Source organism: Agathobaculum ammoniilyticum (assembly GCF_025567315.1).
Taxonomy (GTDB): domain Bacteria; phylum Bacillota; class Clostridia; order Oscillospirales; family Butyricicoccaceae; genus Agathobaculum; species Agathobaculum ammoniilyticum.
The window spans coordinates 53616-76390 of the sequence record NZ_JAOQJE010000001.1; the positions used below are offsets into that span (position 1 = coordinate 53616).

Genomic DNA, 22775 nt, shown 5'->3' on the forward strand with positions numbered 1-22775 from the left:
GAATATGACGGCTCTGCTTTGGATTTTGGCGGTGCTGCTGGGGCTACTCCTGTTGATGCTGGCCGTCTGTCTCCTCCTGCTCTGTGTCCGCACAGGGATAGAGGCCGTGGGCGTGAACGGGGAGGTCAGCGTAGAAATCCGGTACGGGCCGGCGCGTATCCCAGTCTGGCCGCCGCCGAAGCGAGAGGAAGCGCCGCCGCAGACTGCCGCGGCGCCGGCAAAACGCAAAAAAAGGCGGAAAAAATCCAAATACCGGTATTCTTTTCAGCGTGAGGAACTGGATATCGGGGAGCTGGCCGGACTGACCTTGACGCTGCTGAGCGAAATGGCGGATACGCTCCGCATCAGCCGGCTGCGCGTGCGGGTGCGGATTGGCACGGACGACGCGGCAAAAACCGGACTTCTTTTGGGGCAGTCCGCAGCGTTGACCGGCATGATTGTACCGTTTTTGGAGAATACTTTTGAAATGAAAGCGTATCACGTCGATGTGGACGCGGATTTTGAGGCAGACCGTACGGAATGGGCGTTTACCGTGTTTTGTTCCATGCGGCCGCTGCGCCTGTTGCTCGTGCTGTTGCGGCACGCCGGGGAACTTTTCCGTCTGTATAAACGATTGATAAAGAAAGAAGAGGCGATAACAAATGAGTGAGCATCCTATCAGCAACCTGATGACCGAGACCATGGCGAAAATAAAGGAAATGGTGGATGTCAATACCATTATTGGCACGCCGATTACCACGGCGGACGGCACGACCGTGATTCCGGTCTCCAAGGTCACGTTCGGCTTTGCATCCGGCGGCAGCGATTTTGCGCCCAAGCATATGCCGCAGGGCGCACCGCTGGCCTTTGGCGGCGGCGGCGGTGCGGGCGTGACGGTATCGCCCGTTTGCTTCCTGATTATCGGCACGGACGGCAGCGCCAATATTCTCGGCGTGAACGCGCAGGCCTCGACAACGGTCGACCGCCTGGTCGAAATGATCCCGGGTGCGATTAACAAGGTTTCCAGCTTTGTGGAGGGCTACAAAGGAAAGGCAGGGCCAAATATGGACCGAACGGCCGAAGCTGACGAATAATGCCGCATTTCCCGCAAAACCTACTCACACGAATGCTGAGTAGGTTTTGTTTTGCAGGGGAGATGTGCGAACATGAAGAAACTGTGGTGCGGGATACTGCTCTGTTTGCTGCTGCTGCCCGATTCGCGGGCGCTCAGCGCGCAGAGCGCGGTTGTGATGGACGCGGATACCGGCGAGGTGCTGCTGGAACAGAATGGCGACGCACGCCTGCCAATGGCGTCCACAACAAAGATCATGACCGCCCTTGTCGCATTGGGCGAGGGCAATCTGGATCGGGAATACACGGTGAAAAAGGAATATACCCGAGTCGAAGGCTCGTCTATGTACCTGCAGGAAGGGGAAAAGCTGACCCTGCGGGATACGCTGTACGGGCTGATGCTGGAATCCGGCAATGACGCGGCGGTGGCAATCGCTGGCGAATGCGGCGGATTTGATGTGTTTATAGAAAAAATGAATGCAAAGGCGGCCGAGCTTGGCTTGACGGATACGCATTTCGACAATCCCAACGGCCTTTCCAGCGAAACGCATTATACAACCGCCCATGAGCTGGCACAGATCACGGCCGCCGCCCTGCGCGATCCTGTGTTCCGCCAGATCGTATCGACCCAGAGCTATACGGTGGGACAGCGCACGCTGAGCAACCATAACCGCCTGCTCAGCATGTATGAAGGCGCGATCGGCGTCAAAACAGGCTACACCAAGGCGGCGGGGCGCTGTCTGGTGTCCGCGGCGGAGCGCAACGGACGCACCCTGATCGCGGTTACCCTGAATGACCCAAACGACTGGAACGATCATATGGAGCTGCTCGACGCAGGCTTTGCCCAATATGAGGAGATCACGCTCCATGAGGCGGGGGAGGAGGTCGCGGTGCAGCGCGTTTTTGGCGGGGATGCGGATACGGTTCCGCTCGTTGCGCAGCATACGCTGACAGCCCATGTCACGTCGGAGGAAAAGGACCGGATTGAGACCGTGCGGTACGGTGATAAAATCTGCTATGCGCCGGTTGTCAAAAGCGCGGCGGCGGGACAGATCGAATACCGGATCGGCGACAAGGTGCTGGCAAAGGATACGCTGCTGTACGGCAGCGCCTCTATACTGGCGCCGGAGGAAAAGAGCCTGACCGAACGGATACTCGACCGGATATTCGGTGAAAAGGATCAATGACAGCATAGGAGGACAACTGTGGAGGAGAGACTGCAGAAAATTTTGGCGCAGGCCGGACTTTGCTCGCGCCGCGAAGCGGAAACATGGATACTGGACGGACGGGTGACGGTAAACGGCCGTGCGGCGTCGCTGGGCGATCGGGCGGATATCCGGCGCGACCGGATCCAGGCGGATGGCAAGCCGGTCGGCCTTTCGGAGGAGAAAAAATACCTGATGCTGTACAAGCCGCGCGGCTATGTAACAACGCTCAAGGACGAGCGGGGCCGCAGGACCGTGGCCGATCTGACCCAGGGCTGCGGCGTGCGCGTGGTACCGGTCGGCCGGCTGGATTACAATTCGGAGGGGCTGCTGCTGCTCACCAACGACGGGACGCTGGTCAACGCGCTGACGCATCCGCGGCACGAGATCGAAAAGCACTACGAGGTGCGCGTGCGCGGCCGGCTGGATAACATCCCGCGCCTGGAAGAGCCGATGGAGATAGACGGGTATGCAATCCGGCCCGCGCGGGTCGTCATTCTGGAGCAAGACAGCGAAAGCGCGAAGCTGCGGCTTACGATCCATGAGGGGCGCAACCGCCAGATCCGGAAAATGTGCGAGCAGTGCGGTCTGGAGGTGCGCAGGCTGAAACGGGTAGCGGTGGGCGAGCTGCCGCTCGATCCGGCGCTCAAGGCAGGGGCGTGGCGTGAACTGACGCCGGAGGAGGTCGCCTATTTGCGGGGGGTGGGTGCGATTTTGCAGGATTGATGCAAAATATCTTGCATTTCTGCGGCAAACCGCTTACAATAATAACGGCAAAAGCAGGCGATAATGCAGGAGTGAATGTCATGAACGATCTGATCAACAAGATTCAAAATGAATTACCGGATTTTTCCAAGGGGCAGAAGCAGATCGCGCGCTTCATCCTGGAGCACTATGACAAGGCCGCCTTTATGACAGCTAGCCGGCTCGGCGCTACCGTCGGTGTGAGCGAGTCCACCGTGGTGCGCTTCGCGACTGAGCTGGGATACGACGGCTATCCGCATCTGCAGCGCGCGCTACAGGAGATGATACGCAACAAGCTGACCTCGGTGCAGCGCATGGAGGTTTCCAGCGACCGCATGGGCGGCCGCGACGTGCTACAGACCGTTCTTCACGCGGATATGGATATGATTCGCATGACGCTGGACGAGATCGACCGCGATGCGTTCCAAGGGGCGGTCGACGCGCTGACCGGCGCGAAACGGATCTACATTTTAGGCGTGCGCTCCGCGAGCGCGCTTGCTAATTTTGTTGGGTTTTACTTTAACCTGCTGTTTGAAAATGTCACGCTGGTCCATACCAACAGCGTCAGCGAAATATTTGAGCAGATCCTGCGGGTCGGCCCGGGGGATGTGCTGCTGGGCATCAGCTTTCCGCGCTATTCCAAGCGCACGCTCAGCGCCATGCGGTACGCGGGCGACCGCGGCGCGCGGGTGGTCGCGCTGACGGACTCGCACCTGTCGCCGCTGGCGCGGGTGGCGGATCATGTGCTGCTGGCGCGCAGCGATATGGCAAGTTTTGTCGATTCCCTAGTCGCGCCGCTGTCGGTCATCAACGCGCTGATCGTCGCGGTCGGCATGAGCCGGCGGGGGGAGATCGAGCAGACGTTCAACAGGCTGGAACGCATCTGGGAAGAATACGACGTATATGAAAAGCCGGAGGACGACGCGAATTGAACATATTGGTAATCGGCGGCGGTGCGGCGGGTCTGATGGCAGCGGGTACGGCGGCTGAAAACGGCGCGCGGGTGACGCTGCTGGAAACAAATGAAAAGGTCGGCCGCAAGCTGTTCATCACGGGAAAGGGACGCTGCAATGTCTGCAATAACTGCGATATCCAGACGGTTTTGCAGAACGTTCCGGTCAACCCGCGCTTCCTGTATTCCGCGCTCGGCGGCTTTTCGCCAGAGGATGCGATGGCGTTTTTCACCTCCCACGGCGTGCCGCTCAAGACCGAACGAGGAAACCGCGTTTTTCCGGTGTCGGACAAGGCTGCGGATATTATTGACGCACTTTTTACATGGATTAAACGTGTGGGAGTTATAATAAAGCATACGGCCGCGGAGCGGCTTGTCATTGAGGGGGTCAGGCTCGCAGGCGTGCAGGCGGGCGGCGCGCTTTATCCGGCCGACCGTGTGATTGTCGCGACCGGAGGGGTATCCTATCCGCAGACCGGTTCGACCGGGGACGGTTACCGCTTTGCAAAGCAGGCAGGGCATACGGTCGTGCCGCCCAATCCCTCGCTGGTGCCGCTGGTGACGCCGGGCGGCTGTGAGGAGCTGATGGGGCTCAGCCTGCGCAATGTGCAGGTGACAGTGTTTGAGGACAGCAGAAGGATCTGGTCGGAATTCGGGGAGATGCTGTTTACACATTTCGGCCTGTCCGGCCCGCTGATCCTTTCCGCTTCCGCGCATATGCGGCACTTTGGCAGCAAGGGTTACCATATCGAGATCGACCTCAAGCCGGCGCTGGATGAAAAGACACTGGATAAGCGCCTGCTGTCCGATTTCGGGACACATAAAAACAGCGATTTCATCAACGCACTGGGCGGGCTGCTACCCCGCAAGCTGATTCCGGCGGTCGTGCGGCTGTCCCAGATCGACCCGCATGCCAAGGTAAACGGTATCACCAGGCAGCAGCGCGCTGCACTGCTGCATACATTGAAGCATTTTCTGGTTGTGGTGTCCGGCAAGCGGCCGGTCGCGGAGGCAATCGTGACCTCGGGCGGCGTCTCGGTCCGTGAGGTAGACCCCAAAACCATGGAATCCAAAAAGCTGCCCGGGCTGTATTTCGCGGGAGAGGTACTCGATGTGGACGCTTATACGGGCGGCTTCAATTTACAGATCGCGTGGTCGACCGGACGGCTGGCCGGCCTGTCGGCGGCGCGGCAGTAGGAGGGACATATGGAATACATTTCGGTTGCGATAGACGGGCCATCCGGCGCGGGGAAATCCACGGTCGCGCGGGCTGTGGCGGCGCGGATGGGATATGTCTATGTGGATACCGGCGCGATGTACCGTGCGATCGGCCTGGCCGTGTACCGCAGGGGAATCACGGGTGAGGATACGGCGGGGATCATCGCGTCCCTGCCGACGGTGGATATTTCGCTGGCTTATCAGGACGGTATGCAGCATGTGCTGCTCAACGGAGAGGACGTATCCGAAGCGATCCGCACGCCGGAAATCGCGCAATATGCGTCAAAGGTCTCGGCCGTGCCGGAGGTGCGGCGTTTTTTGCTGGATGTACAGCGGGATATGGCAAAAAACAGCAATATCCTGATGGACGGACGCGATATCGGCACGGTGATCCTGCCGGACGCACCAGTGAAAATATTCCTGACCGCCTCCGCGAAAACGCGGGCGGAGCGCCGCTACCGCGAGTTGAAGGAAAAAGGGCAGCAGGTGACGCTCGAGGGCGTACTGGCGGACATACAGGCGCGCGACCGGCAGGATACGACGCGCGCGGTCGCCCCGCTTCGTCAGGCGGACGACGCGGTCCTGCTCGACACGAGCGCGCTTGATTTGGAGCAGAGCATTGCCGCGGTTCTGCGGATAATTCGGGAAAAGACGGAGAGATAATACATGAAACAGAAATATCACCGCTGGTTCCAATGGTTCGCGGTTCCCTTTGTGGCGCTGGCGTTCCATATTTATTTCGGCTTTAAGGTCATCGGGCGGGAAAACATTCCGGAGGGCGGTTGTGTCGTCTGCCCGAACCATGTGCAGCTTTCCGACCCGCCATTCGCGGCGGTGGCCCTGGGGCATAGGATACCGTTGCGACTGATGGCGAAAAAGGAGCTGTTCCGCAAGCCGCTTTTTGCTTGGCTGATTGCGGCGCTCGGCGCTTTCCCGATCGACCGCGGCGGCGTAGATATCGATTCGATCAAGACCGCGCTCGGCTCGGTCCGCGCAGGGCAGAAGCTGATCATCTTCCCACAGGGTACGCGCGGCGCGTCAGAGGGAGACGCCAAAAAGGGCGCGGCAATGCTGGCGGTCAAAACGCGCGCGCCGATCCTGCCCATGTATATCTCGGAAAACAAAGGCTTCCGCTGCCGGGCAACGGTCATAATCGGCAAGCCGTTCCTGCCGGACGGAAAGGAAAAGGATTACGGCGCGATTGCGGACGATATCCTGCACCGTATCTATGCCCTGAAAAAGCAGATATGAGCATTACAGTAGCAAAAACAGCCGGGTTCTGCTTCGGCGTGCGGCGCGCGGTCGAGCTGGCCGAGCGGCAGGCGCAGGCAAACGGCGTTATTTACGCGTATGGCGAAATCATCCACAATATGCATGAGATCGCGCGGCTGGAGCGCCAGGGGGTGCGCACCGCCCACACGCTGCAGGAAATACCGGATGGGGCAAAGGTCCTGATCCGCGCGCATGGTGTGCCGCGGTGGGTATATCAAATGCTGCAGGAGAAAAACTGCGAGGTGTTTGACGCGACCTGTCCGTTCGTGCAGAAAATACACCGTATTGTGGACGAACAGAGCCGCGAGGGACGTCATATCCTCATCCTAGGAAGCGCAGGCCATCCCGAGGTTGTTGGCATCCAGGGATGGTGTGGCGGCTCGGACGTACTCGAGAACGAAGCACAGGTGAGAGCCTATTTGGATCGGCCGGATTCGACGGAAAGAACGCTGGCTGTTGTCGCGCAAACGACCGTCAATCGGAATCTTTGGAATATTTCAGTCGGTTTGATAAAAAAAAGGTGTACAAACCTCAAAATTTTTGATACAATATGTAAAGCGACGGATGAGCGTCAGTCGGAGGCTCGTCTGCTTGCCGGTGCGTCGGATCAGATGATCGTGATCGGCGATAAAAAAAGTTCCAACACAAAGCGGCTGTACGAGATCAGCCGCACGCTGTGCAACAATGTGCTTTATATCGAGGATGCCGCGGAGCTTACAACGCAGGGGCTCCGAAGGAATGGGCGCGTCGGGATCACGGCTGGGGCATCGACACCGGCATGGATAATTAAGGAGGTCAGTAACATGATGAGCGAAGAAACGAAAATCGAAAATGGTGAGGACTTTGCGGCAATGCTCGAAGAGTCCTTCAAAACCTTGAATACAGGAGAGAAAGTCACCGGTACCGTAGTCGCTGTATCCTCGACCGACGTACAGGTCGACCTTGGCGTAAAGCATACTGCGTATATCCCGCTGAGTGAGCTGTCGGACGACCCGAACTACGACGCGGCCGCAAACATCCATCCCGGCGATGAGATCGAGGCGGTGGTCGTGCGCGTCAACGACGGCGAAGGCACCGTGACCCTGTCCAAGAAGCGCGTTGACCAGCTTAAGGGCTGGGAGACCGTGGAAAAGGCGTATGAAGAGCATTCGGTCGTTGAGGGCATCATCGTTGAGGAGAACCGCGGCGGCGTGGTTGCGACCGCTTACGGCGTGCGTGTGTTCATTCCGGCCAGCCAGACCGGCATCCCGAAGGATCAGCCGATGAGCCAGTTGGTGAAGACCAAGCAGTCTTTCTATATCACGGAGATCAACCGCCAGCGCAAGCGCGTGGTCGGCTCGATCCGCCAGATCCAGCAGGAAGCCCGCAAGGCGGCGGCCGAGCAGATCTGGAGTACCATCGAGGTCGGCAACGAGTATGAGGGTACGGTCAAGAGCCTGACCTCTTACGGCGCGTTTGTCGATATCGGGGGCGTGGACGGTATGGTTCATATTTCCGAGCTGTCCTGGGGCCGCATCAAGCACCCGTCCGAGGTAGTCAATGTGGGCGATAAGGTCAAGGTGTTCGTGATCGGCTTGGACAAGGACAACAAGAAGATCTCTCTCGGCTACAAGCGCGAAGAGGATAATCCGTGGAATGTATTCAAGTCCAAGTACGGTGTGGGCGATGTAGCGGAAGTCAAGATCCTCAAGTTTATGCCGTTCGGTGCGTTCGCGGAAATCGTTCCGGGCGTTGACGGGCTGATCCACATCTCCCAGATCGCTGACCACCGCATCGCAAAGCCGGAGGATGTGCTTGAGGTCGGCCAGCAGGTCGAGGCCAAGATCATCGATATCAACGATGAGAAGAAAAAGGTTTCTCTGTCCATCCGCGCGCTGCTCACAGGCGAGGACGAGGGCGAAGACGAGGAATAATTCTCCCCAGATACAAAGAAGCACCCACAGGGTGCTTCTTTTTTTCGTGCCGGCCTCGTATGATTTTCCGAAAGGGGGCGTGCGGATGCACCGGCGCAGATACCGGAAGAAAGGAAGAAGAACTGCGCTGCTGTTGCTGTTGGCGGCTGCGGCGGGGCTTGGCGTGCTGGTAACCATGCGGATGCATCGGGTGTTCATGGAATACGCCACCAATGTATGCGAGGACAGTGCGCTGCAGGAAATCAACAACCTGATGCAGGATGAAGTGTTTGACGACCCCGAGACGTATGAAAATATGGTCGTGCTGGAACGGGACAGCGAAAACCATGTCACGGCGCTTCGGACGGATGTAATCGCGATCGGCCAGATCAAGGCGCGGCTTGTCAACGGCCTGTTTGAACGGCTGGAGGATCTGGAACAGACAACCATCGAGGTGCCGCTGGGTACGGTGTTCGCCCCCAATTATTTCACTGGCATGGGGCCGAGCGTGGATATCGGCATGGCGGGGCTGACGCAGATGTCGGCGGAGTTCATCAGTGCGTTTTCCTCGGCGGGTATTAACCAGACGCGGCATAATATTATCATTGAAATTCATGCGGGATTCCGCATCCTGACTCCGTTCGGCGGCGAGGACCGCGAGATTGTGACCAGCTATCCGGTGACGGATACGGTGATTGTCGGCACCGTACCCGAACGCTATGCCTATATTGATGATTTGGGCGGCAACCTGCTCGGGCAGGTGAGCGATTACAGCGGCGCGGCAGAGGGCGGAAGCGGGCCGCAGCTTTCGGATAATTCGTCGGAAAACGGAAAATAATACTTCCGAAACCGCGCAAAATTTGGTATACTATATTCTGTATTGGATCAAGAAGGGATGTTGGCATGGACGCGGGTAAACAGATCGCCGCGCTGCGCGAAAAGCTGCGGTATCACAATGAAAAATATTACGATCAGGACGCGCCCGAAATATCGGACTATGAGTACGATATGCTGCAGCGCGAGCTGCGCGCGCTTGAGGCCGCGCATCCGGAATATGTGGACGCGGATTCCCCGACCCAGCGGGTCGGCGGCACGGCCTCCGGCCGGTTCGCCAAGGTGACGCATGCCTACCCGCTCGAGAGCCTGCAGGATGTATTCTCGTTCGACGAGCTTTCCGAATTCTATGACCGCGTCGAGGGCGCAGTGGGGCAGGCGGAATATGTGGTCGAGTATAAGATCGACGGCCTTTCAGTCGCGCTCGAGTATGTGGACGGGGTGTTCGTCCGCGGCGCGACGCGCGGCGACGGGCAGGTCGGCGAGGACGTGACCGCCAACCTGAAAACAGTCAGGGATATCCCGCGCAAGCTGAAAAACGCGCCGCCGCACCTGATCGTGCGCGGTGAGGTATATATGAAAAAGTCCGTGTTTGACGCACTCAACCGCGAGCTCGAGCTGCATGAAAAGCCGCTGCTCGCCAACCCGCGCAACGCGGCGGCGGGTTCGCTGCGGCAAAAGGACAGCGGTGTCACCAGGCAGCGCAAGCTCTCCATTTTCTGTTTTAACATCCAGAACAGCGACGAGTTGCCGCTCGCGAGCCATACGGAGTCATTGGACTACCTGAAACGGCTTGGTTTTCCGGTCAGCCCGCGCTATCCGGTCTATACCGATCCGGAGGATGTGCGGAGCGAGATCGAAAGCATGGGTGAAACGCGCGGCGAGCTGGATTTTGATATCGACGGCGCGGTGGTCAAGGTTAATGCGTTCGTACAGCGCGAAACGTTGGGTTCGACCGCCAAATTCCCACGCTGGGCGGCGGCGTATAAGTATCCGCCTGAGGTCAAGCAGACGCTTCTCAAGGATATCATCATCTCGGTCGGACGGACGGGCGTTTTAACGCCTAACGCGGTGCTCGAACCGGTGCGGCTTGCGGGGACGACGGTTTCCCGCGCAACGTTGCACAACCGCGATTTTATTCGCCAGCTTGACGTGCGGGTAGGAGACACGGTATCCGTGCGCAAGGCGGGCGAGATCATCCCCGAGATTGTCGGCGTGGACACGGACAAGCGCCCCGCGGACGCGCAGCCCTACGAAATGCCGCGCTTCTGTCCGGTGTGCGGCGCGCCGGTGTTCGACGACGAGGAGGAGGCCGCGATCCGTTGCACGGGCGCGTCCTGCCCAGCGCAGCTTTTGCGCAACCTGATGCACTTTGCCTCGCGCGACGCGATGGATATCGACGGCTGCGGCGAGGGCAACCTGCAAAAGCTGATCGACGCGGGACTGGTACGCTCCGCCGCCGACCTGTATGACCTGACGGTCGAGCAGCTCCTGCCGCTCGGCAAAAAGGTGGATACCTGGGCCAATAATCTGATTAGCGGTATCGAAGCCAGCAAGACGCGCGATCTGTCGCGGCTGCTGTTTGCGTTTGGCATAAGGCATGTGGGCCAGAAAGCGGGCAAAGTGCTCAGCGACCATTTCGGTAGCTTGGACGCGCTGCTCGCGGCTCCGGTCGAGGAGATGACCGAGATCCGTGACATTGGCCAGGCCACCGCGGAGAGCATCGCGGCATGGCGCGAGCTTGACCAGTCCAAGGAGCTGATCGAAAAGCTGCGTGTGCATGGGGTCAACTTCACCGGAGAAAAGACCGCGAAAAGCGATCTGCTTGCGGGCAAGACCATCGTCGCGACCGGCAGCCTGACGCTCTACACCCGCAAGGAGATCAACGACCTGATCGAAGCCCTCGGCGGCAAGGCGGCGGGTTCGGTCTCCAAAAAGACGAGCTATGTCGTTGCGGGGGAGAACGCGGGCAGCAAGCTGCAGAAAGCGGCCGAACTGGGCATTCCCGTGCTGACCGAGCAGGAATTCAAGCAAATGATAGAAAATGAAAATACAACACAGCAGGAGGAACTTTGACATGGCAATTTCGCGAAAAGAAATTGAACACATCGCGTCCCTTGCGCGTCTGGACTCGTCGGAGGGCATTTTTGACCGGCTGGCGGACGACATGCAGGGCATCGTCGGCATGGTGGACAAACTGGCTGAGCTTGACCTCGGCGATATTACCGACGTGATCGACACCGAGCGCAAGAACGCGTTCCACGAGGATGCAGTCATCCAGGAGTATACACCGGACGAGCTGATCGAGCCGAACGCGCCGGATTTCCAGGCAGGCGGCGTAGCCGTACCGCGTGTGGTCGAGTAAAGGGAGGGACAGGAAAATATGGCACTTTATGAGAAAACAGCGGCCGAGCTGTCCGAACTGCTCGCGAAAAAGGAGGTTTCGGCGGTCGAGCTGGCGAAGGATGTGTTCGCCCGCACCGCAGCGGTTGAGGACAGGGTACAGGGCTATGTGACCGTCACTGAGGAGGCCGCGCTCGCGCAGGCCGAGGCAGTGGATAAGAAGCGCGCCGCCGGCGAGGAACTGTCCGCTTTGGCGGGCATTCCGATCGCGGTCAAGGACAACATCTGCACCAAGGGTACGCTGACCACCTGCGCTTCCAAGATCCTGTATAACTTCAAGCCGCCGTATAACGCAACCGTGGTGGAAAAGCTGGATGCGCATGATGTGGTTGTGACCGGCAAGGCGAATATGGACGAATTTGCGATGGGCTCCTCGTGCGAGAACTCCGCCACGCACCCGACGCACAACCCGCACGACCTGACCCGCGTGCCGGGCGGCTCGTCCGGCGGCTCGGCGGCGGTGGTCGCCGCAGGCGAGGCCCCGCTGTCGCTCGGTTCGGATACCGGCGGCTCGATCCGCCAGCCCGCGTCGTTCTGCGGCGTGGTCGGCCTCAAGCCGACCTATGGCGCGGTATCCCGTTACGGCCTGATCGCGTTCGCGTCCTCGCTCGACCAGATCGGCCCGTTCGCCCGTTCTGTCGAGGACGCGGCGATGCTGCTCGACGCGGTCACCGGCCATGACCCGCTGCATGACTCGACCTCGGTCAAGGCTCCGTTCGAGGGCAGCGTACGCGCAAACCTGAACGCGGATATCAAGGGCATGAAGATCGGTCTGCCCAAGGAATACTTCGGCGCGGGCATTTCGGACGAGGTGCGCGCGAGCGTACTCGCCGCGGCTGAAGCCTATAAGGGCCTCGGCGCAGAAGTGTTTGAAATTTCCCTGCCGCTGGTCGAGTACGCGCTGCCGGTGTACTACATCCTGTCGTCCGCGGAGGCGTCCTCCAACCTGGCGCGCTTTGACGGCGTCAAGTACGGTTACCGTACCCCGAACGCGGGCGACGACCTGATCGCGCTGTACACCAAATCCCGCTCCGAGGGCTTTGGCGCGGAGGTGCAGCGCCGCATCATGCTTGGCACCTATGTGCTTTCGTCCGGCTATTACGACGCATACTACAAAAAGGCGCGCGCTGCGCAGCGCAAGATCAAAGAGGAATTCGCAAATGCGTTTGAGAAGTGCGATGTCATCCTGACTCCGGTCGCGCCGACCACGGCCTACGGCTTGGGCGCCAAGACCAGCAATCCGCTGGAAATGTATGCGGGGGATGTTTGTACGGTATCGGTCAACATCGCGGGTCTGCCGGGACTTGTGCAGCCCTGCGGATTTGACGCGAACAAGCTGCCGATCGGAATGCAGCTCATCGGCCCGCGTTTTGGCGAGCAGAAGCTACTGAACGCCGGCCTTGCGTTTGAGCAGGCGTCGGGGCTTAGAAATATCATCGCGGCGCTGTAAGGGAGGAAACGACAAATGAAATATCAAGCTGTCATCGGCCTTGAGGTGCATGCGGAACTTTCCACTAAGAGCAAGATCTACTGCTCCTGCTCGACCTCGTTCGGCGCGCCGATCAATACTCACACCTGTCCGGTCTGCACCGGTATGCCGGGCGCGCTGCCTGTGCTCAACAAGCAGGTTGTGCACTATGCGGCCAAGATGGGCAAGGCGACCGGCTGCACGGTCAACCAGCTCTGCAAAGCCGACCGCAAGAATTATTTTTATCCTGACCTGCCCAAGGCCTACCAGATTTCGCAGTTCGATGTGCCGATCTGCGAAAACGGCGAGGTGTTCTTCTATGTGGACGGAGAAAAGAAGTCCTGCCGCCTTGAGCGCATCCATTTTGAGGAGGACGCGGGCAAGCTGCTGCATGACGAGATCGACGGTACGGTTGTGGACTTCAACCGCTGCGGTGTGCCGCTGATCGAGATGGTCACAAAGCCCGACCTGCATTCCTCGGCCGAGGCCAAGGAGTTCCTCGAAATGATCAAAACCACGCTGTCCTACCTTGATATCTGCGACTGCAAGATGGAGGAAGGCTCGATCCGTTGCGACGTGAACGTGTCCATCCGGCCGGAGGGCTCGGAGGAGCTGGGGACGCGCGTGGAGATGAAGAACATCAACACCTTCTCGGGCGCGGTGCGCGCGATCGATTATGAAATTGCCCGCCAGATCGAGGTCGTGGAAAATGGCGGCGAGATCCAGCAGGAAACCCGCCGGTGGGACGACGTCAAGCTCAAAAACACGGTCATGCGCACCAAGGAGGACGCGCAGGACTACCGCTACTTCCCAGACCCCGACCTGATCGCGGTCGAAATTTCGGACGAATGGATGCGCCAGATCGAAAGCGAGATTCCCGAACTGCCGATTTCGCGCTATGAGCGTTACCTGAACGAATATGGCATGACCGCGATGGAGGCGCGCCTGATCTCGGACAGCTTTGCCAAGGCAGAGCTGCTCGACGCGGCGGCCAGGCAGGTCAAGCCCAAGGCTGCGGCAAACTGGATTTTGTCCGACATTTCCAAATACCTTAATGACAAGGGCGTGGAGTTGCCGGACACCAAGCTGACCGCGGATAAGCTGGTCGATCTGGTAAAGCTGATCGAAGCGGGGACGATTTCGGGCAACGCGGGCAAAAAGGTGCTGCCGAGCATGTTTGAAACCGACGAAACAGTGGAAGCCATCGTCGGGCGCATGGGACTCAAGCAGGTATCGGACGAGGGCGCTATCCTCGCCATCGTGCAGGACGTGATCGCCAAAAATGAAAAAGCGGTCGCGGACTTCAAAGCGGGCAAGAACGTCACCGGCTTTCTTGTAGGCCAGTGCATGAAAGCCTCCAAGGGTCAGGGCAACCCGCAGATCATCAATAAGCTGATCGCGCAGGAGCTGGCGAAGCTTTGATAAAAAAGATGTTTGTTGTAGCTCCCTCAAATAAAATAGGCTAAATCCCTCAGAAAAAACAGACAAGACCTGAGGCAATGATTCAATTTGGATTGTTGCCTCAGGTCTTTTTTATTGTTCTTGCTATGCGGGAAAGTCATCAATCAAGACGATATTTGTTTAAAATATTTGTTGGTGAAAACAGGAATATAAAATGAAAATATGAAAAATAAAGATGTTTTTTTGAGAAAAATGTTGCGTAAGAAAAAGGTGTTTCTCACCTCCCCAAAATGTGGTTAAATGCCTTTCTTCTCCTATGGGGGATGGATAAAAACGGTTTCTTGGAATACGGGGTAATGTGGGTGGTTGTCTGTTTTACTTGGGGTAAATGGTCAGTTTGATAAATAGGAAGAACAGATGCTGCGATTTACAGCATTCTTTTTGCGCCTGTCGTCAGAAATAGAACAGGTTCTCGAATTTTTTGTACAGCGCGATGAACTGGATCAGGGTGAGCTTGGGTGTTGGGTTAAACGGGCCTGTCACGGTCAGGCTGATCGTGTTTCGGGATACGCCGGCACGCACGGTCAACGCGGCCTGTAACAGGCCCCATAAAACAACGCACTCCCGTCAGGATAGCTCAGCTATACTGTTTTTCACGGCCTTTGTCAACCGCGCTATTGTATCGGACGGGGGAAGCGGTTATAATAGAGACAGGCCATATTCTACAGAAAAAGGAGGAATTGTCTTTGCGTTTGGAGGAAACCCTGCGGACGCTGTGCGCAATGCCGGCGGTCAGTGGGTTTGAAATGCAGGCGGCGCAGGCTGTGGCGGCGTTGTTCCAACCATACTGTGATACGGTAGAAACAGACCGCAGCGGCAATGTGCTGGCTTATAGAAAATGCGGGAAAAAGCATGCAAAAACCGTTTTGCTGGATGCGCATCTGGATCAGATCGGCTTTGTAGTGACCGAAGTGCTGGAGGGCGGCTTTCTGCGTTTCGCTCCGGTCGGTGGCGTCGACCCGCGGATGCTGCTCGCGGGGGAGGTGACGGTCCTCGCGGACGAACCGCTGTACGGCGTGGTGGCCTGTATGCCACCGCATTTGCTCAAGGCGGGTGAACAGGATAAGGCGGTGACGGTCGATCAAATGCTAATCGACACGGGCCTGACGGATGCGAAAGACCGGATCAGGATCGGTACGCCGATCGCATTCGCCCAGAAGCCGGTGCGGCTGCTCGGCGGGCAGCTTTGCAGCAAATGTCTGGACGACCGCGCGGGTGTAGCCGCAATCCTGCTGGCCGTGGAGAAGCTGAAAAAGGTGAAAAAGCTGGGCTGCAATATCGCGGTGCTGATCAGCACGCAGGAGGAGGTCACCGGACTCGGCGCGCAGACCGGCGCGTTTGCCGTACAGCCGGAATATGCGATCGCGGTGGATGTGACGCATGGCAAAACGCCGGACGGCCCCGCAGACGGTGTGTTTGAGCTGGGCAGCGGCGTGGCGGTCGGCATGGGTCCGAACCTGCACCGAGGGCTGACAAAGCGGCTGATCAAGGCGGCCAAGGCCAATGACATCGGCTATTCGCTTGAGGTGATGGAGGGCAACACCGGCACGAACGCCTGGACTATGCAGACCGTGGCGTGCGGGATTGCGACCGCGCTGCTCTCGATTCCGGAGAAATATATGCATACGCCGGTCGAAGTTGTGAAGCTGTCCGATGTAGAGGCGGCAGCTGATTTGATCGCCGCGTTTCTGCGTGAGTTTGATGGGGAGGCCGAGGAATGACCGAGCTGCTGAAAACGCTGTGCGCGCTGCCGGGGCCGTCCGGCTGTGAGGACGCTGTGCGCGCGTTCGTGCTGAAAAAGGCAAAGCCGTACGCGGACGCGCTGCGGACGGATGCGATCGGTAATGTGATGGTATTCCGCAAAGGGAGAAAAACCCTTGAACGTCCGGTTGTCGTGTGCGCGCACATGGACGAGGTCGGCGTGATCGTCAAAAAGATCACGGACGATGGTATGATTAAATTCGGCTTTGTCGGCGGGGTGGACCCGCGCGTCGTGATCGGGCGTCCGGTGCGCTTCGGGGAAGTGACAGGCGTCATCGGTATCAAGGCGGTGCATCTGACGACCGCTGCCGAGCGCCGGACCATGCCCAAGGCCAAGGATCTGTATATCGACATTGGTGCGTCCAGCCGCGCGGCGGCGGAGGAGCGGGTGTCGCTGGGGGACTATGGTGTGTTCGACTCCCCAGTGGTCGAGTTTGGCGATGGGCTGATCAAGGCAAAGGCGATCGATGACCGCGTGGGTTGCGCGGCCCTGCTCAAGCTGCTGGAGGAGCAGCCGCCTATCGATACCTGGTTCTGCTTTACCGTGCAGGAGGAGGTAGGACTGCGCGGCGCGGCAAGCATGGCCTATGCACTGGATCCGGACTTTGCGCTGGTGCTGGAAGGCACGACCGCCGCCGACTTGGCGGAGGTGACGGATGGGAAAGCGGTCTGCCATGTGCGCGGCGGCGTCGTGCTGCCGCTCATGGATGGCGCGACGATTTACGATGCGGGTCTGTTTGAGCTGCTGCGCGATGCGTGTGCAAAGCGCGGCATCGCCTGGCAGACCAAGACGCGTGTTTCCGGCGGGACGGATGCCGGACGCATTCACAAAAGCAAGGCAGGGGTGCGCGTCTGCGCGGCCGCCGCGCCGGTGCGGTATATCCATTCGCCGTCCTCTGTGGCGGCGGTATCGGACTGCGAGGCGGTGCTGGCCGCTGCGCGGGCATTTCTGGAAGACCTGAGAGGGGACGACGAATGAGCAAGGTTTTTGATTTATGGAATACGGTCGGCGGCGCGTTCGGCCCGTCAGGCCGCGAGGACGCGGTGCGCGAAGCCATCGCCGCCATCGCGGGGGAATATATTGACGATATCACCACGGATGCGCTCGGCAATCTGATCTGCCGCAAAAAAGGCGCGGGCAAAAAGCTGCTGTTTGCCGCGCATATGGATTCGATCGGTGTGGTGGCGACCTATATCGACGAAAAAGGATTTATCCGGTTTGCACAGGTCGGCGGGCTGTTCAAGGGCGACCTGATCAATATTCAGGTCCAGTTTGCGGGCGGCACGCGCGGCGTGATTTCCTATGAGGAAAAAACGCCGTTCAAGGATATTACACTGGACAACCTCTTCATTGATATTGGTGCGGCGGATCGGGCGGATGCAGAGAGACAGGTGCAGATCGGCGACTTCGCGGTGTTCGACGCGCCGCGCTTTGAACAGAACGGGGTGCTGTGCGGTCCGTACTTGGATAATCGCATCGGCTGCGTGACCCTGTTGCTCGCGATGGAGCGTCTGGCCCAGCAGGAAATCGAAAACGACCTGTATTTTGCGTTCACCGCGCAGGAGGAGGTTGGCCTGCGCGGCGCGGGCGCGGCGGCGTTCGCGGTGGAACCAGATATCGCCGTTGCAGTCGATGTGACGGACACAGGCGACCTGCCCGAGCGGAAAACGCCCATGGCGGTCGATATGGGCAGGGGACCGGCGGTCAAGGTCATGGACCGGTCGGTGATCTGCACGCCGGAGGTCTGCGCGGCGCTCGAACGGGCGGCCGCAGCCTGCGGTATCGACGTCCAGCGGGAGATACTGCAGTTCGGCGGCACGGACACGGCCGCGCTGCAAAAGACGCGTGCCGGCGTGCAGGCGGGCGCGGTATCCATCCCGACGCGGTATATCCACTCGCCGAGCGAGATGTGCGCGGTGTCCGACGTAGAGGCGGCTGCAAGACTGCTGGAAAAATTTGTGCTGCAGCAAAAATAAACGGCAATTCCGCCGTGTAAAAGGAACCGCAGGGGATCCGGCTGTATCGAGCCGGATCCCCTGCTTTTTCGCCCATCGTTCGGTTATTAGGCTGCGCTCTGCCCATAACCGGCAGGGCGGATCGGGTTTTCGACAGGAAACAGCAGCCCTCCATTCGGCAAATATTGTACAGGGTATGTGATAAGATAGACCCCGAACGGAGGTGGAGCATGGTCGTCTATCTGGATGTCCTGTTTGGGGTCAACGCACTGATGGATTATACGACGCTGCTCGCCGCGGCCAGGCTGGGCGGGGTATCCGTCAAACGGAGGCGGCTACTGGGGGCGGCAGCGGTAGGCGGCACCTATTCGGCTGCGGCGATGCTGTTCCCCGCACTGGCGCTGGCTCCGTTGCGGATTTTGTCCGGAATCGGCCTGTGCGCCGCGGCCTTTGCTGGACAGCGCGCTTTCGCGCGCCTGTGCGCGCTGTACTTTGTCGTCGCAGCCTCTTTTGCGGGGCTTGCGGCGGCGCTTGGCGCGGCGTCCGGCCGGCAGCTTTTGACAGGGGCGGGATACTATGCCGCTGTTCCGCTGCGCGTTCTGGTTTTAGCCGCCGCAGCCGGTTACGCGGTCAGCGGGATATTTCTGCGTGGAGATGCGCTGCATGGGCCGGTTCGGCGGGAGGTGGAGACGCTGCGGATCTGCTTTGGGGGAAAGGCGTGCGAGTTGCGCGTCCTGCATGATACCGGAAACGGGCTGTTTGAACCGGTTTCGGGAAAACCGGTGGTCGTGATGGATCGAGCGGCCGCTGTGGAACTGCTGGGAGAGGCAGGGCGGCCGCTACGGGATGGCACAATGGCTGCCTCGGAGGCGCTTGCCAGACTCCCGCCCAGGCTGGCAGGCCGGTTTGGGCTGCTGCCGTACCGCGCGGTGGGCACGGAGAGCGGCCTGCTGCTGTATTTCCGTCCAGACAGCGTGTACCGTGCAGATGGGAAACCGCTGGACTGCGTCTGTGCGGTTGGGCCGGATCAGATCGGACAGGGTGCGTATGACGGATTGATCGGTGTATGAAAGGGAGAGAAGCATGATATTCCAATGGATCATCAGAAAGCTGAAGAGCCTGTTTGCAAAGCAGCCGGTTTACTACATCGGCGGCAGCGAGGTGTTGCCCCCGCCGCTTTCTGCAGAGGAGGAGGCCGATGCGGTGTTGGCCTGCCAATCCGGAGACGAGCAGGCCAGAAATACGCTGATCGAACACAACCTGCGGCTTGTCGTGTTTTTGGCGCGCAAATTTGAATCCAGCGGCGTGGGGACGGAGGATCTGATCTCGATCGGGACAATCGGGCTGATCAAGGCGGTCAGCACCTACCGGAGCGATAAAAACGTCAAGCTGGCAACCTATGCGTCCCGCTGCATTGAGAATGAGATATTGATGTATCTCCGCAAAATCGCGGGCCGCCGGACAGAGGTTTCGTTTGATGAGCCGCTTTCCTCGGACTGGGATGGAAACGAGTTGCTGCTGTCGGATATTCTGGGTACCGAGCCGGACAGCGTGATGCGGCCGCTGGAGGACGATGTAGACCGCACGCTGCTGCTGCGCGCGCTGGAACGCCTGCCAGCGCGGGAGCGACAGATCATCTCCATGCGGTTTGGCATCAATATGCCGGAAGCCATGACGCAGAAGGAGGTCGCGGACCTGCTCGGCATTTCGCAGAGCTACATATCAAGACTGGAAAAACGGATTATCGCGCGGATGCGGAAAGACATTCTGAAATGGGTCTGATGCGGGTACTCGACTTCCCATTTATTCGAAATTGGACAATGCGTGGCGCATATAAATAAAAGCGGGAGGGTCGCCGCAGGGCGGCGTCTCAATATATACGGATGGGAGGCGGCATATGAATCTGAAAGTGCGGCTCAGGAACCCGATATTCTGGATACAGCTTCTGCTGGGAATATTCGCCACGGCGTTGGCCTATGCAGGGCTGACAGCCTCGGATATGACGACATGGGGCGCGGTATGGGAGGTGCTGAAAGGAGCGTTCACCAATCCCTACTGCCTGTTTCTGATGGCGTCCAATATTTGGGCGGCGCTCAACGACCCGACAACCGCGGGGATAACGGACAGCGCGCGGGCGAAAAGCTATGAAAAACCGTCATAGGGCGGTGGTAAAAAAGCAGGCGGTCGTTAGGGGCGTGTTCATAAGGATGTTCATGCTACGGAAAATCGGCATGATATGCTATCGGCATATCACGCCGATTCCTTTTTGTCGATTGCATGGGAAAGTCCAATTTCACCAATAAAATTATAGTGAATATCAATTTGCTGAGTACGGTGGCCGCTGGACTTATCCGGCGCATGAACGATGATTTTTTCCACAAGAGCATGGAGAAGTTCTGGAAACAGCTTGTCCGGAACAGTGTATTTCTTCACCAACTTGATGAAGCTGTCCATGTTTACGTTTTGCTGCTCGCAGGCTTCTACGGTCTGCTGTAGTTCTTTGACGCTCATCTGTAAGTGGGCCTGCTCCTGCTCATAATCAGCAGACATTTTTGAAAAGCGTTCATCGGTCAGTTTGCCGCTGATGTTGTCCTCATACAATCGCTTGATGATGCCGTCGATTTCCGCAATACGCCGTTCCTGCTGCTCCAGCGTCCGCTTGGCCTGAGCCTGCTCCTGCATCTGCGCTTCCATCCGGTTGGACATGGCCTGCCGGATGAAACCATCGGTATCCTCGCGGGCAAAGGCGATGACTGCCCGCAGGTTTTCCAGTACAAGCTGTTCCAGCACAATCGCCCGGATAAAGTGGGCCGTACATTTGCCTCTCTGCTGCTTGTAAGCGCCGCAGGTGTAACTGTCCTTCTCTCGCGCCAAGGATTTTGTGCGGTTGAGATTGAGGGTATGGCCGCAGTCGGCGCAATATAACAGGCCGGAGAACATGCCCATATCGCCCATGCGGGTGGGCCTGCGCCGGTTTTCCCGGTTCTTCTGCACGATCTCCCATGTCTCCTGTGATACAAGGGCTTCATGGGTATTTTCAAAGAGCACCTGCTTTTCTTCGGGATTTTGGATTTTCTTCTTGCTTTTATAGGATTTTCTGGTGGTCTTGAAATTTACCGTGTGGCCGAGGTAATCTTTGTTGCGCAGAATTTTTTCAATCGTGCTGCTATACCAATGGCAAGGTCGTATCGGGTCATAATTTTTGGTTCGTCCCGTCCGCTCAAATTCCAGCGTTCCCGGTGTGATGATTTCCATTTCCCGCAGATGGCGTGCGATTTTACCGGGGCCGTTGCCCTCGGCGGCAAGTTGGAAAATCAAGCGGATAACCGGAGCCGTTTCCGGGTCTACACTCAAATTACCATCCCTATCCCGCAAATAGCCGTAAGGCGCTTGCGTGGAAAGCCGTTTGCCGCTCATGCCTTTTGCCTTGAATACAGCCCTGATTTTCTTGCTGGTGTCCTTCGCATACCATTCGTTGATGATGTTGCGGAACGGAGTGAAATCGTTGTCCTCGCGTTCGCTGTCTACACCGTCATTGACGGCGATAAACCGCACGTCAAATTCCGGGAAGCGGATTTCGGTATACATTCCCACCTCAAGATAGTTGCGTCCGAAACGGGACATATCCTTGACAATAACCATATTCACAAGGCCGCTTTCGATATCGGAAATCATCTCCTGAAAGCCGGGTCGGTTGAAGTTCGCACCAGAATAACCATCATCCTTATAGATTTTAAAATAAATTATATATGTCTTTTTGACTATCTTTTTATATCTTCTCAAATGTCCGCAAAGCCTTATTTTATCGGCTCTACGGGCATTTTGCTTTTGTGGTAAACCTCACATATCTAGGTCTATCTTCTTATATTTTCGCTATCAAGCGTGGTTAAAATCGTGGTAAATACTTCTATGCGATTAGACGCTGAACCTCTGATTTTGCGGTATCTATGGACGCATGAGCGTACCAGTTCATTGTGATACTGATATTTGAATGCCCCATGATATACTGTAAATCTTTCGGGTTCATGTTCTTGCTTGCCAGCCTTGTGCAGAATGTATGGCGTAGCGTATGCGGTGTGATATGTGGCAAAGGGTTATCCCTATGGTACTTGTTGTATTTCTTTACCATACGGACAAAAAGCATATTGTAATCAATCGCAACTTTGGGCTTGCCTTTCTGATTGACAAATAGAAAGTTGCCCCGTCCGTCTATCACAAATGGTTCTGCCTTTGGGCGTTTCTTCATCATTCGTTGAAATGCCTGTATCGTTTCTTTGCTTAATGGCACTTGCCTTGTTCCGCTTTTTGTCTTAGGCGTTTCAATATAATAGCCTTGTTCCTTGCTCTTTAGTAACTGGTGGTCGATAACCACAACCTCATGGATAAAATCAACATCCATGATTGTCAGTCCGCATAGTTCCGAAATACGAAGTCCTGTTTTTAACAGTATCAGCACATCATCATAATACTTGTGATACACGTTGTCCGTCCTGATGAATGACAGTAGGGCTTGTTCCTGTTCCTCTGTCAATGCGACTTTCTCTTTGGTATCATTTTCT

Annotated in this window: 23 protein-coding genes; 20 read left to right on the forward strand and 3 right to left on the reverse strand. The window is 57.7% G+C overall.

Annotation, left to right across the window (positions count from 1 at the left end):
* Positions 1 to 4 precede the first annotated feature (4 nt).
* From OCV66_RS00295 to gatB, 14 genes are all read left to right on the forward strand, one after another.
* Entirely contained in the window at positions 5 to 649 is a 645-nt protein-coding gene (locus tag OCV66_RS00295; RefSeq protein ID WP_147573638.1) for a DUF2953 domain-containing protein, read from the forward strand.
* Positions 642 to 1073: a GerW family sporulation protein gene (gene ytfJ / locus OCV66_RS00300; RefSeq protein ID WP_054327656.1), complete on the forward strand. Its 432-nt coding sequence runs from the start codon at positions 642 to 644 to the stop codon at positions 1071 to 1073. The genes OCV66_RS00295 and ytfJ overlap by 8 nt, the downstream gene beginning before the upstream one ends.
* A 72-nt stretch (positions 1074 to 1145) precedes the next feature.
* The gene (locus tag OCV66_RS00305; protein ID WP_107632070.1) at positions 1146 to 2237 is read left to right on the forward strand and encodes a D-alanyl-D-alanine carboxypeptidase family protein; all 1092 of its coding nucleotides are present in this window, start codon (positions 1146 to 1148) and stop codon (positions 2235 to 2237) included.
* Between the two features lie 18 nt (positions 2238 to 2255).
* Positions 2256 to 2981 (forward strand): pseudouridine synthase, encoded by a 726-nt coding sequence (locus tag OCV66_RS00310; RefSeq protein ID WP_107632071.1) that lies wholly within the window; start codon positions 2256 to 2258, stop codon positions 2979 to 2981.
* Positions 2982 to 3061: 80 nt separating this feature from the next.
* Complete coding sequence (locus tag OCV66_RS00315; protein WP_054327653.1) at positions 3062 to 3931, forward strand: MurR/RpiR family transcriptional regulator; 870 nt, start codon at positions 3062 to 3064, stop codon at positions 3929 to 3931.
* Complete coding sequence (locus OCV66_RS00320) at positions 3928 to 5148, forward strand: BaiN/RdsA family NAD(P)/FAD-dependent oxidoreductase (RefSeq protein ID WP_082397230.1); 1221 nt, start codon at positions 3928 to 3930, stop codon at positions 5146 to 5148. The genes OCV66_RS00315 and OCV66_RS00320 overlap by 4 nt, the downstream gene beginning before the upstream one ends.
* Before the next feature lie 9 nt (positions 5149 to 5157).
* Positions 5158 to 5832, forward strand: a complete 675-nt coding sequence (gene cmk / locus OCV66_RS00325) for a (d)CMP kinase (RefSeq protein ID WP_107632072.1) — start codon at positions 5158 to 5160, stop codon at positions 5830 to 5832.
* 3 nt (positions 5833 to 5835) lie between these two features.
* A complete protein-coding gene (locus OCV66_RS00330) occupies positions 5836 to 6420 on the forward strand; it encodes a lysophospholipid acyltransferase family protein (RefSeq protein ID WP_054327652.1) in 585 nt (194 codons plus the stop codon).
* The gene (locus OCV66_RS00335) at positions 6417 to 8354 is read left to right on the forward strand and encodes a bifunctional 4-hydroxy-3-methylbut-2-enyl diphosphate reductase/30S ribosomal protein S1 (RefSeq protein WP_107632073.1); all 1938 of its coding nucleotides are present in this window, start codon (positions 6417 to 6419) and stop codon (positions 8352 to 8354) included. The genes OCV66_RS00330 and OCV66_RS00335 overlap by 4 nt, the downstream gene beginning before the upstream one ends.
* An 85-nt stretch (positions 8355 to 8439) precedes the next feature.
* A complete protein-coding gene (gene yunB / locus OCV66_RS00340) occupies positions 8440 to 9171 on the forward strand; it encodes a sporulation protein YunB (protein ID WP_161804758.1) in 732 nt (243 codons plus the stop codon).
* 65 nt (positions 9172 to 9236) lie between these two features.
* The gene (gene ligA, locus OCV66_RS00345) at positions 9237 to 11243 is read left to right on the forward strand and encodes an NAD-dependent DNA ligase LigA (RefSeq protein ID WP_054327650.1); all 2007 of its coding nucleotides are present in this window, start codon (positions 9237 to 9239) and stop codon (positions 11241 to 11243) included.
* Between the two features lies 1 nt (position 11244).
* On the forward strand, positions 11245 to 11532 hold the full coding sequence (gatC, locus tag OCV66_RS00350) for an Asp-tRNA(Asn)/Glu-tRNA(Gln) amidotransferase subunit GatC (RefSeq protein ID WP_054327649.1): 288 nt from the start codon (positions 11245 to 11247) through the stop codon (positions 11530 to 11532).
* Between the two features lie 18 nt (positions 11533 to 11550).
* Complete coding sequence (gene gatA, locus OCV66_RS00355; protein ID WP_147573639.1) at positions 11551 to 13020, forward strand: Asp-tRNA(Asn)/Glu-tRNA(Gln) amidotransferase subunit GatA; 1470 nt, start codon at positions 11551 to 11553, stop codon at positions 13018 to 13020.
* A 15-nt stretch (positions 13021 to 13035) separates the two neighbouring features.
* Positions 13036 to 14460, forward strand: a complete 1425-nt coding sequence (gene gatB, locus OCV66_RS00360) for an Asp-tRNA(Asn)/Glu-tRNA(Gln) amidotransferase subunit GatB (protein WP_054327647.1) — start codon at positions 13036 to 13038, stop codon at positions 14458 to 14460.
* A gap of 432 nt (positions 14461 to 14892) precedes the next feature.
* Here the strand turns inward: gatB and OCV66_RS00365 are convergent, their stop codons facing one another.
* Positions 14893 to 15021, reverse strand: a complete 129-nt coding sequence (locus tag OCV66_RS00365) for a hypothetical protein (protein WP_390124101.1) — start codon at positions 15019 to 15021, stop codon at positions 14893 to 14895.
* A gap of 164 nt (positions 15022 to 15185) precedes the next feature.
* Here OCV66_RS00365 and OCV66_RS00370 point away from each other — a divergent pair, with 164 nt between their 5' ends.
* From OCV66_RS00370 to OCV66_RS00395, 6 genes are all read left to right on the forward strand, one after another.
* A complete protein-coding gene (locus tag OCV66_RS00370; RefSeq protein WP_054327646.1) occupies positions 15186 to 16220 on the forward strand; it encodes a M42 family metallopeptidase in 1035 nt (344 codons plus the stop codon).
* The gene (locus OCV66_RS00375) at positions 16217 to 17239 is read left to right on the forward strand and encodes a M42 family metallopeptidase (RefSeq protein ID WP_054327645.1); all 1023 of its coding nucleotides are present in this window, start codon (positions 16217 to 16219) and stop codon (positions 17237 to 17239) included. Before OCV66_RS00370 ends, OCV66_RS00375 begins: the two co-directional genes overlap by 4 nt.
* Entirely contained in the window at positions 17236 to 18237 is a 1002-nt protein-coding gene (locus OCV66_RS00380; RefSeq protein ID WP_147573641.1) for a M42 family metallopeptidase, read from the forward strand. Before OCV66_RS00375 ends, OCV66_RS00380 begins: the two co-directional genes overlap by 4 nt.
* A 209-nt stretch (positions 18238 to 18446) precedes the next feature.
* Entirely contained in the window at positions 18447 to 19286 is an 840-nt protein-coding gene (locus tag OCV66_RS00385; protein WP_054327643.1) for a sigma-E processing peptidase SpoIIGA, read from the forward strand.
* Positions 19287 to 19299: 13 nt separating this feature from the next.
* Positions 19300 to 19998: an RNA polymerase sporulation sigma factor SigE gene (gene sigE / locus OCV66_RS00390; protein WP_054327642.1), complete on the forward strand. Its 699-nt coding sequence runs from the start codon at positions 19300 to 19302 to the stop codon at positions 19996 to 19998.
* 115 nt (positions 19999 to 20113) lie between these two features.
* Positions 20114 to 20377 (forward strand): phage holin family protein, encoded by a 264-nt coding sequence (locus OCV66_RS00395; protein ID WP_054327641.1) that lies wholly within the window; start codon positions 20114 to 20116, stop codon positions 20375 to 20377.
* Between the two features lie 89 nt (positions 20378 to 20466).
* Here the strand turns inward: OCV66_RS00395 and OCV66_RS00400 are convergent, their stop codons facing one another.
* A complete protein-coding gene (locus OCV66_RS00400; protein WP_262563551.1) occupies positions 20467 to 21999 on the reverse strand; it encodes a recombinase family protein in 1533 nt (510 codons plus the stop codon).
* 124 nt (positions 22000 to 22123) lie between these two features.
* Positions 22124 to 22775: site-specific integrase (locus OCV66_RS00405; protein WP_262563552.1), on the reverse strand; the 652-nt coding region annotated here is incomplete at its 5' end.